The sequence below is a fragment of the Streptomyces rectiviolaceus genome (assembly GCF_039533825.1).
Classification (GTDB): domain Bacteria; phylum Actinomycetota; class Actinomycetes; order Streptomycetales; family Streptomycetaceae; genus Streptomyces; species Streptomyces rectiviolaceus.
In genome coordinates this window covers 178465-188705 of record NZ_BAAAUG010000041.1, presented here as the reverse complement: position 1 = coordinate 188705, position 10241 = coordinate 178465, and the positions used below count along the sequence as shown (strand labels likewise).

Annotated in this window: 6 protein-coding genes and 1 pseudogene; 5 read left to right on the top strand and 2 right to left on the bottom strand. The window is 70.0% G+C overall.

Annotation, left to right across the window (positions count from 1 at the left end; genetic code table 11):
• The 5 genes and pseudogenes from ABD378_RS14665 to ABD378_RS14645 all read left to right on the top strand — a co-directional run.
• Window positions 1-234, top strand: a pseudogene (locus ABD378_RS14665) (hypothetical protein); the annotation flags it as partial.
• A 68-nt stretch (window positions 235-302) separates the two neighbouring features.
• Window positions 303-1616 (top strand): deoxyguanosinetriphosphate triphosphohydrolase, encoded by a 1314-nt coding sequence (locus ABD378_RS14660; protein ID WP_344521260.1) that lies wholly within the window; start codon window positions 303-305, stop codon window positions 1614-1616.
• Window positions 1617-1745: 129 nt separating this feature from the next.
• Complete coding sequence (locus ABD378_RS14655) at window positions 1746-3008, top strand: NAD(P)/FAD-dependent oxidoreductase (RefSeq protein WP_344521258.1); 1263 nt, start codon at window positions 1746-1748, stop codon at window positions 3006-3008.
• A 44-nt stretch (window positions 3009-3052) separates the two neighbouring features.
• Entirely contained in the window at window positions 3053-4960 is a 1908-nt protein-coding gene (gene dnaG / locus ABD378_RS14650; protein ID WP_344521256.1) for a DNA primase, read from the top strand.
• A 175-nt stretch (window positions 4961-5135) separates the two neighbouring features.
• Complete coding sequence (locus ABD378_RS14645; protein WP_344521254.1) at window positions 5136-6464, top strand: RNA polymerase sigma factor; 1329 nt, start codon at window positions 5136-5138, stop codon at window positions 6462-6464.
• A 25-nt stretch (window positions 6465-6489) separates the two neighbouring features.
• Here ABD378_RS14645 and ABD378_RS14640 read toward each other — a convergent pair whose 3' ends face one another.
• On the bottom strand, window positions 6490-8412 hold the full coding sequence (locus tag ABD378_RS14640) for an ABC transporter ATP-binding protein (RefSeq protein ID WP_344521252.1): 1923 nt from the start codon (window positions 8410-8412) through the stop codon (window positions 6490-6492).
• The gene (locus tag ABD378_RS14635) at window positions 8412-10145 is read right to left on the bottom strand and encodes an ABC transporter ATP-binding protein (RefSeq protein WP_344521250.1); all 1734 of its coding nucleotides are present in this window, start codon (window positions 10143-10145) and stop codon (window positions 8412-8414) included. Before ABD378_RS14635 ends, ABD378_RS14640 begins: the two co-directional genes overlap by 1 nt.
• Window positions 10146-10241: the final 96 nt, after the last annotated feature.

Sequence of the window (10241 nt, the reverse complement as noted above, 5' to 3'; positions counted from 1 at the left end):
CGCCACCGCACCGCCGTGGCCTCGTACTTCACGGCGCCCGGCCGCTTCGCCACGCAGTGCGCCGACGCCGCCCCCTGGATCGCGGCGGCCCCGCTCGGCGCCCACCAGGCGATGGCCCGCCTCCTGCTGCACCGCTACGACCAGGCCCGCGCGACCGCCACGCAGACCGTCACGCCGACCACCGCGACCCCGGCCGCCACGCAGGTTCCGCCCCGTCAGCTGACCTCCGCCTGACAGTCGTCTGTCGGCCACCGAGAGGCCCTGAAGCCCCCTTTGTCACTGCTTGCGTTTACTGTCGGTGCATGGAAGGCACTGCACCGAACGCGTACGACGACGAGGCGGCCTATGACAAGGGTGCCGTCGAGCGATGGGCCACCGAGCCGGACAAGAGGCCGGGGCGCACCGCCTTCCAGCGGGACCGCGCCCGCGTCCTGCACTCCTCCGCGCTGCGCCGCCTCGCCGGAAAGACCCAGGTGGTCACCCCCGGCACGCGCAGCAACGAGGCATGGGACGCCAGCGCACGCACCCGTCTGACGCACTCCCTGGAGTGCGCCCAGGTCGGCCGCGAGCTCGGCGCCGCCCTCGGCTGCGACCCGGACCTGGTGGAGACCGCCTGCCTCTCCCACGACATGGGCCACCCGCCCTTCGGGCACAACGGCGAGCAGGCGCTGAACGAAGTGGCCGAGAGCTGCGGCGGCTTCGAGGGCAACGCCCAGTCCCTGCGGCTCCTCACCCGCATCGAGCCGAAGCGCTTCGTCAGGAGCGAGGAGACGGACGAACTCGTCAGCGTGGGGCTCAACCTGACCCGCGCCGCCCTGGACGCCGCCACCAAGTACCCCTGGCCGCGCGGCGCTCACCCCACCGACCTCGAGTCCCTCAAGTTCGGGGTCTACGAAGACGACCGTCCGGTCTTCGACTGGGTCCGCAAGGAGGCCCCGAGCCGCCGCATCTGCTTCGAGGCCCAGGTCATGGACTGGTCGGACGACGTGGCGTACTCGGTGCACGACATCGAGGACGGGCTGCACGCCGGACACCTCGACCCGAACCTGCTGCACGCGGAGCCCGAGCGCCAGGACATCTTCGCCGTCGCCATCGGTCGGTACGTACCGGAGGACACGGACCCCGAAGAGCTCTCCGAGGCCCTCGACCGCCTCCTGGAACAGGAGTGGTGGCCGCACGGGTACGACGGATCGGCCATCGCCCAGGGCCGCCTGAAGGACGCCACGAGCCAGCTCATCGGCCACTTCTGCCTCGCGGCGGAGAGCGCCACCCGCGCGCGGTACGGCAAGGGCCCCCTGACGCGGTACGCCGCCGAGCTCGTCGTCCCGCGCGAGGCCCGCCACGAGTGCGCGGTCCTCAAGGCCGTCGCCGACCGCTACGTGATGCAGCGCCCCGCCCAGGAGCGGCTGCGCGCGGACCAGCGGATCGTCGTCGCCGAGCTGGCCGACGCGCTCACGGCCCGGGCCCCCGAAGGACTCGACCCGCAGTTCCGCGCGCTGTACGACACGGCGACCGACGACCGCGCGGCGCTGCGCGTGGTCGTCGACCAGATTGCGTCGCTCACGGACGCCGCCGCGCGTTCGCTGCACGCGCGGCTCACGACACGACACCCCTGACATATGCGGAATAACCCGATCGACCACGGGGCGTGACGAAAACTGGCCGGATCGGGTCGCAACCCCTTCCCCCATCACACTCCGTGCGGGACGCTCCCCCCTGACGGCAAGGCTTTGAGGAGGCATCAAGTGGTCGACGCGGATCAGACGTTCGTCATTGTCGGAGGAGGTCTCGCGGGCGCGAAAGCGGCCGAGACACTCCGGTCCGAGGGCTTCACCGGCCGGGTGATCCTCATCGGCGACGAACGCGACCACCCGTACGAGCGCCCACCCCTGTCGAAGGGGTATCTCCTGGGCAAGGAAGAGCGCGACAGCGTCTTCGTCCATGAACCCGCCTGGTACGCCCAGTCGGACGTGGAGCTGCATCTCGGCCAGACCGTCGTCTCCATCGACCGCGCGGCCAAGGCCGTCCACCTCGGTGACCGAGCCGTCATCCACTACGACAAACTCCTCCTGGTCACCGGGGCCGAGCCGCGCCGTCTGGACGTCCCCGGCACCGGCCTGGTGGGCGTGCACCACCTGCGCCGCCTCGCGCACGCCGACCGGCTGCGTCAGGTTCTCGCCAGTCTCGGCCGTGACAACGGCCACCTGGTGATCGCGGGAGCGGGCTGGATCGGCCTGGAGGTCGCCGCGGCCGCGCGGACGTACGGCGCGGAGGTCACCGTCGTCGAGCCCCAGCCCACCCCGCTGCACGCGGTCCTCGGCCCCGAGCTCGGCCAGATGTTCACCGACCTGCACGCCGAGCACGGCGTGCGCTTCCACTTCGGCGCCACGCTCACCGAGATCGCGGGACAGGACGGCATGGTCCTTGCCGCCCGCACGGACGACGGCGAGGAGCACCCGGCGCACGACGTGCTCGCCGCGATCGGCGCCGCACCACGCACCGCGCTCGCCGAGTCCGCCGGTCTCGAACTCGCCGACCGCGCGCACGGCGGCGGCGTCGTGGTCGACGCCTCCCTGCGGACCTCGGACCCGGACATCTTCGCCGCGGGCGACGTGGCCGCCGTCCAGCACCCGCTCTTCGACATGAGGCTGCGCGTGGAGCACTGGGCGAACGCCCTCAACGGCGGCCCCGCCGCGGCCCGCGCGATGCTCGGCAAGGACGTGACGTACGACCGGGTGCCCTACTTCTTCTCGGACCAGTACGACGTGGGTCTCGAGTACTCGGGATGGGCGCCCCCGGGGTCGTACGACCAGGTCGTGGTCCGGGGCGACGCCGGGAAGCGGGAGTTCGTCGCCTTCTGGCTGAGCGAGGGACGGGTGCTCGCCGGGATGAACGTGAATGTGTGGGACGTCACGGACACCATCCAGAAGCTGATCCGCGCGGGTGCACGGCCGCCGGCCGAGTCACTGTCGGATCCGTCCGTCCCCCTGGAGTCGCTGCTCCGGTGACGGGGCCGGGCGGGAGTGTCACAGCAGGGCCGTAGTATTCCTACGTGGCAGGCAGGATCAATGACGAGGACGTGAAGGCGGTTCGGGACGCGGTCCCGATCGACGCCGTGGTCTCCGACTACCTCCAGCTGCGGAACGCGGGCGGAGGCAACCTCAAGGGCCTGTGCCCCTTCCACGACGAGAAGTCACCGTCCTTCCAGGTCAGCCCGAGCAAGGGTCTCTTCCACTGCTTCGGCTGCCAGGAAGGCGGCGACACGATCGCCTTCGTGATGAAGATCGACCACCTCACCTTCTCGGAGACGGTCGAGCGCCTCGCCGCCCAGGCGGGCATCACGCTGCGGTACGAGGAGGGCGGGTACAACCCCTCGAACCAGCGCGGGGAGCGCATCCGCCTCGTCGAGGCCCACAAGATCGCCGCGCAGTTCTACATCGACCAGCTGGAGAGCCCCGAGGCGGAGATCGGCCGCAAGTTCCTGGCCGAGCGCGGCTTCGACCAGGCCGCTGCCGCGCACTTCGGCGTCGGCTACAGCCCGGCGGGCTGGGACCACCTCACCCGGTTTCTGCGCGGCAAGGGGTTCACCGACAAGGAGCTCACCCTCTCCGGCATCTCCCAGGAGGGCCGCCGCGGCCCCATCGACCGCTTCCGCGGCCGTCTGATGTGGCCCATCCGCGACATCAGCGGCGAGGTCGTCGGCTTCGGCGCGCGCAAGCTGCGCGAGGACGACAACGGCCCGAAGTACCTCAACACCCCCGAGACGCCGATCTACAAGAAGGGCCAGGTGCTCTACGGCGTCGACCTGGCCAAGAAGGAGATCGCCAAGACCTCCCGCGCGGTCGTCGTCGAGGGGTACACGGACGTCATGGCCTGCCACCTCGCCGGTGTCACCACGGCCATCGCGACCTGCGGCACCGCCTTCGGCGGCGACCACATCAAGATCCTGCGCCGCCTTCTGATGGACAACGGAAGCGCTCGGGTGATCTTCACCTTCGACGGTGACGCGGCAGGCCAGAAGGCCGCCCTGCGCGCCTTCGAGGACGACCAGAAGTTCGCCGCCGAGACGTACATCGCCATCGCGCCCGATGGCATGGACCCCTGCGAGCTGCGCCTGGCCAAGGGGGACGGAGCGGTCGCCGACCTCGTCGAACCCCGCACGCCGCTCTTCGAGTTCGCGCTGCGCCAGATCGTCGGGCGGTACGACCTGGAGACCCCCGCGGGCCGCGCCGCCGCCCTGGACGAGTCGGCGCCGGTCGTGGCCCGCATCAAGAACAGCGGCGCGCAGCACGAAGTGGCCGTACAGCTCGCCGGGATGCTCGGCATCCTGGACACCCAGTTCGTGGTCAAGCGCGTGGCCCAGCTGGCGCGTTGGGCCCGCGACCGGGGCGGCCGGGGCCCGGCCCCGCAGCAGCAGCGCACGCACCAGAACCAGCAGTACGCGGCCACGGGGCCTTCCGCGCCCTCGGGCCCCGCGCTCACCCTCCGCAGCCCCGCCCACCGCACCGAGCGCGAGCTGCTCAAACTGGCCCTGCAGCGCCCGGAGCTGGTCTCCCCGGCCTTCGACGCGTACGGCGTGGACGAGTTCACCGCGCCGCCGTACGCGGCGGTGCGCCAGTGCGTCGAGGAGGCGGGCGGCGCCGAGGCGGGCATCCCCGAGCCGCAGACCTACCTCGCCCGCGTCCTGGACGCCGCCCCGGACAACACGGTCCGCGCCATGGTCACGGAGCTGGCCGTCGAGGCGATCCTGCGCAAGACCGTGGACGAGATGTACGCGGGCGTCCAGCTCGTCCAGGTCCGGCTGCGCGCCGTCGACCGCCGCATCCGCGACGTCCAGGGCAGCCTGACCCGGCTGAGCGCACAGGGCGACCCGGCGCAACTGGCCGCAGTCCAGAACGAATTGTGGGTCCTCCAGCAGTACGCGCAGGCGCTGCGCGAGCGCGGCGCCGACGCGCTCTGAGCTCCCGCCGGGGCTCACCCCGGGCTCACCCCGGGCGCACTCTGAGGTTCGCTCCGAGGTTCACGTAGCGCGGCGCTGGTTACCCGTCGGGTAACCACGCGGTCACGGACCGGACTCAAAAAGTCACCGCACGCCCCTCGTGGCGGCCGTGTGTCGTACCCCACACTGGGTTGCGGTGCCTGAGTCCTCGGAGCGCGGCCGGCCCGCAGACAGCGGATGCGGATCCGGTACACCCGCGATTCCACACATCGTGTTCGGGACGGACAGCGGCGAGGCCGTCGATGCCGATCCCGCTGTACCGCTGCCGCACGCCTCAGCAGCGATCATCATGGAGGTCGCCCCCGTGCAGACCCAGACCCTCAGCCAGACCGAGACCGCCATCGCCGCGGAAGTGGAAGCGGAGGCGGTGGCGGATACGGACGTCATCACGGCCGTACCCCAGCAGAGCCGCGCCGCGCGGCACCCGGAGGCGGGTCCCGCGAGCCCCGGGGTGGAGGCGGCTCCCGAACCCCCGGACGCCCCGGAGGCGCTCGAACCGGACAGCGGTGAGCTGCCCCTGCCGCCCGCCCCCCGCGGTCGCGCCGACACCGGAGGCCCCTCGTCCGACCTGTTCCGCCAGTATCTGCGCGAGATCGGCCGGATCCCCCTGCTCACGGCGGCGGAGGAAGTGGAACTCGCGCGCAGCGTCGAGGCCGGCCTCTTCGCCGAGGAGAAACTGCGCCTCGCTATCGACCTGGACTCCCAACTCGCGCTCGACCTGGACAAGTTGGTCGTCGTGGGCCGGATGGCCAAGCGCCGCCTGATCGAGGCCAATCTCCGCCTGGTCGTCTCCGTCGCCAAGCGGTATGTCGGGCGCGGACTGACCATGCTCGACCTCGTCCAGGAGGGAAACCTGGGCCTGATCAGGGCAGTCGAGAAGTTCGACTACGCACGCGGCTACAAATTCTCCACGTACGCGACCTGGTGGATCCGCCAGGCGATGTCGCGGGCCCTCGCCGACCAGGCCCGCACCATCCGCGTCCCCGTGCACGTCGTGGAGCTGATCAACCGCGTCGTCCGCGTCCAGCGCCGCATGCTCCAGGAGCGGGGGTACGAACCGACGCCCGAAGAGGTCGCCGCCCAACTGGACCTGCCGCACGAGCGGGTCAGCGAGGTCCTGCGCCTGGCCCAGGAACCGGTGTCGCTGCACGCGCCCGTGGGCGAGGAGGACGACGTCGCGCTGGGCGACCTCATCGAGGACGGCGACGCGACGAGCCCCGTCGAATCGGCGGCCTTCCTGCTCCTGCGCGAGCACCTGGAGGCGGTGCTCTCCACGCTCGGCGAGCGCGAACGCAAGGTGGTCCAGCTGCGCTACGGCCTCGCGGACGGCAGGCCCCGCACCCTGGAGGAGATAGGACGGATCTTCGGCGTGACACGCGAACGCATCCGCCAGATCGAGTCCAAGACCCTCAACAAGCTGCGGGACCACGCCTTCGCGGACCAGCTGCGGGGCTATCTCGACTAGTCGGCCTAGTCGAGATAGTTCCGGCCTAGTCGACCTCGGCCACGGCCTGCGCGAACTGAGCCGCGTACAGACGCGCGTACGCGCCCTCGGCGGCCAGCAACGCGTCATGCGTGCCCTGCTCGACGATCGAGCCGTCCTCCATCACCAGAATCGTGTCCGCGTCCCGGATCGTGGAGAGCCGGTGGGCGATGACGAACGAGGTCCGCCCGTGGGCGAGCCGCGCCATCGCCTTCTGGATGAGCACCTCCGTACGGGTGTCGACCGAGCTGGTCGCCTCGTCCAGGACCAGGATCACCGGGTCGGACAGGAACGCACGGGCGATCGTGATCAGCTGCTTCTCGCCCGCGCTCACCCCCGTGCCCTCGTCGTCGATCACCGTGTCGTAGCCGTCGGGCAGCGTGCGGCAGAAGCGGTCGGCGTGGGCCGCCCGCGCCGCCTCCTCGATCTCCTCGCGGGTGACGTCCTTGGCCGCTCCGTACGCGATGTTCTCCGCGATCGTGCCGCCGAACAGCCAGGTGTCCTGGAGCACCATGCCGATGCCGGACCGCAGTTCGTCGCGCGACATCTTCGAGATGTCGACCCCGTCGAGCGTGATGCGCCCGCCGGTGACCTCGTAGAACCGCATCAGGAGATTGACCAGCGTGGTCTTGCCCGCGCCTGTCGGACCGACGATCGCCACCGTGTGGCCGGGATCGACCTTCAGGGACAGGTCCTCGATGAGCGGCTTGTCCTTCTCGTAGCGGAAGGACACCTTGTCCATCTCGACCTGGCCGCGCAACTGGTCGGGACGCGTCCCGTGCGCCGGGTCGGCCTCCTGCTCCTCCGCGTCGAGGAGTTCGAAGACCCGCTCGGCCGATGCGACACCGGACTGCACCAGGTTCGCCATCGATGCGACCTGCGTGAGCGGCATCGAGAACTGCCGCGAGTACTGGATGAAGGCCTGCACGTCACCGATCGACAGCGCACCGGACGCGACCCGCAGGCCACCCACCACGGCCACCAGGACGTAGTTGAGGTTCGACATGAAGAACATCAGCGGCTGCATGGCCCCGCTGTTGAACTGCGCCTTGAACCCGGCCTCGTACAGCGCGTCGTTCTGCTCGGCGAACGCCTTCGCCGACTCCTCCTGGCGCCCGAAGACCTTCACCAGGTTGTGCCCGGTGTACATCTCCTCGATGTGCGCGTTGAGCTTGCCGGTGGACTTCCACTGCTGCACGAACTGCGGCTGCGACCGCTTGCCGACCTTCGTCGCCACGAAGAACGACAGCGGCACGGTGACCAGCGCGACCAGGGCGAGCAGCGGCGAGACGTAGAACATCATCACCAGTACGCCGACGATGGTGAGCAGGGAGTTCACCAGCTGGCCCATGGTCTGCTGCAGGGTCTGGCCGATGTTGTCGAGGTCGTTCGTCGCCCGGCTGAGGACCTCGCCGCGCTGCCGCTTGTCGAAGTACGACAGCGGAAGCCGCGACAGCTTCTCCTGTACGTCGCCGCGCATCTTGAAGACGGTCTTGTTGATGGCGCGGTTGGAGAGACGCGTCGCCACCGCCATCAGCAGACCCGCGATCAGGAACGCCCCGAGCGCGAGCAGCAGCACCTCGCCCACCGCGCCGAAGTCGATGCCCTCGCCCGGCGTGAAGTCGACCCCGGAGAGCATGTCGGCCATCCCGCCGTCGCCCTTGTCGCGCAGGCCCTCGATGGCCTGGTCCTTGGTGACGCCCTCCGGCATGTCACGACCGACGATGCCCGCGAAGAGCAGGTCGGTCGCCTTGCCGAGGATCTTCGGGCCGAGCACGGTCAGCGCCACGCTGAGCACTCCGGCCGCGAGCATCCCGTACATCGTGGCGCGCTCGGGCCTGAACTGCGCCAGGAGCCGTTTGCCCGACCCCTTGAAATCCATCGACCGGGAATCCGGCCCCATCATCTGGTGTCCGCCCGGACCGGCCATTACGCGGCCTCCGCTTCCGTCAGCTGGGAGAGCACGATCTCCCGGTAGGTCTCATTGCTCTCCATCAGCTCGCGATGGCGTCCCGTCCCCACGACCCGGCCCTCGTCGAGGACGATGATGCGGTCGGCGTCCCTGATCGTCGACACGCGCTGGGCGACGATCACGACGGTCGCCTCGGCGGTCTCGCGGCCGAGCGCGGCCCGCAGGGCGGCGTCCGTCGCGTAGTCCAGGGCCGAGAAGGAGTCGTCGAAGAGATAGATCTCGGGGCGCTGCACCAGGGTCCGCGCGATGGCGAGCCGTTGGCGCTGACCGCCGGAGACGTTCGTGCCGCCCTGCGAGATGGGCGCGTTCAGGCCCTCCTCCAGGCTCTCGACGAAGCCCTTGGCCTGGGCGACGTCGAGCGCGTGCCAGAGGTCGTCGTCCGTCGCGTCCGGGTTTCCGTAGCGGAGGTTGGTGGCGACCGTGCCGGCGAAGAGGTACGGCTTCTGCGGCACCAGGCCCACGGTCCTCGCGAGCAGCGCCGGCTCGATGGTGTGCACGGGCACGCCGTCCACCAGGACCTCGCCCTCGGTGGTGTCGATGAGCCGCGGCACGAGGCTGAGCAGCGTCGACTTGCCGCTGCCGGTCGAGCCGATCACGGCGGTCGTCTCACCGGGCCGCGCGACCAGGTCGACGGCCTTCAGGACGGGCTCCTCGGCACCGGGGTAGCGGAAGCCCGCGTCGCGGATCTCCAAGTGGCCGTGGCGCTTCAACTCCCGTACGGGGGAGGCCGGGGGCACCACGCTGCTCTCGGTGTCAAGGACCTCCTCGATGCGCTCGGCGCAGACCTCGGCGCGCGGCACCATCATGAACATGAAGGTGGCCATCATCACGGACATCACGATCTGCATCAGATACGCGAGGAACGCGGTGAGCGCCCCGATCTGCATGCCGCCGCTGTCGATGCGGTGCGCGCCGAACCACACCACGGCGATCGACGAGATGTTCACGACGGTCATGACGATCGGGAACATCAGCGCGAGCAGCTTGCCGGTGCCGAGCGACACCTCGGTCAGCTCGGCGTTGGCCTTCCGGAAGCGGTCCTTCTCGTACTCGTCGCGGACGAAGGCGCGGATGACGCGGTTACCGGTGATCTGCTCGCGCAGCACGCGGTTCACGGTGTCCAGGCGCACCTGCATGGTGCGGAAGAGCGGCCGAAGACGCTTCACGATCAGGCTCACGCAGATCGCGAGGACGGGCACGACGGCGATCAGGACACCCGAGAGCGGTACGTCGAGGCCGAGGGCCATGATGATGCCGCCGACGCACATGATCGGCGCCGACACCATCAGCGTGAACGACATCAGGACCAGCATCTGCACCTGCTGGACGTCGTTCGTGGTCCGGGTGATCAGCGACGGCGCGCCGAACTGCCCCAACTCCCGTGCGGAGAACGACTGCACGCGGTCGAAGACGGCGGCCCGGACGTCGCGGCCGAGCGCGGACGCGGTGCGGGCGCCGTAGTAGACGGCGCCTACGTTGCAGACCACCTGGGCGACGGTGACGGCGATCATGATGCCGCCGAACGACAGGATGTAGCCCGTGTCGCCCTTCACGACACCCTCGTCGATGATGTCGGCGTTGAGCGTGGGCAGATACAGCGAGGCGCAGGTCTGCAGGAACTGCAGCAGCACCAGCAGGGCGATGGGCTTCTTGTACGGACCCAGATGGGCCCGCAGGAGTCGTATGAGCACGGAGTCTCTCGGAGAGGCGTGGGCGGGGATTCTGGCGTGGGCGCCACCCATACTCCGATACCGCACCCCGGCGTGCGCAACCGATTAAGCCATGAC

Excerpts from the sequence above, each read along its gene's own strand:
- ABD378_RS14660 (WP_344521260.1), top strand. The coding sequence starts at position 303 with ATGGAAGGCACTGCACCGAACGCGTACGACGACGAGGCGGCCTATGAC.
- ABD378_RS14640 (WP_344521252.1), bottom strand. The coding sequence starts at position 8,412 with ATGGCCGGTCCGGGCGGACACCAGATGATGGGGCCGGATTCCCGGTCG.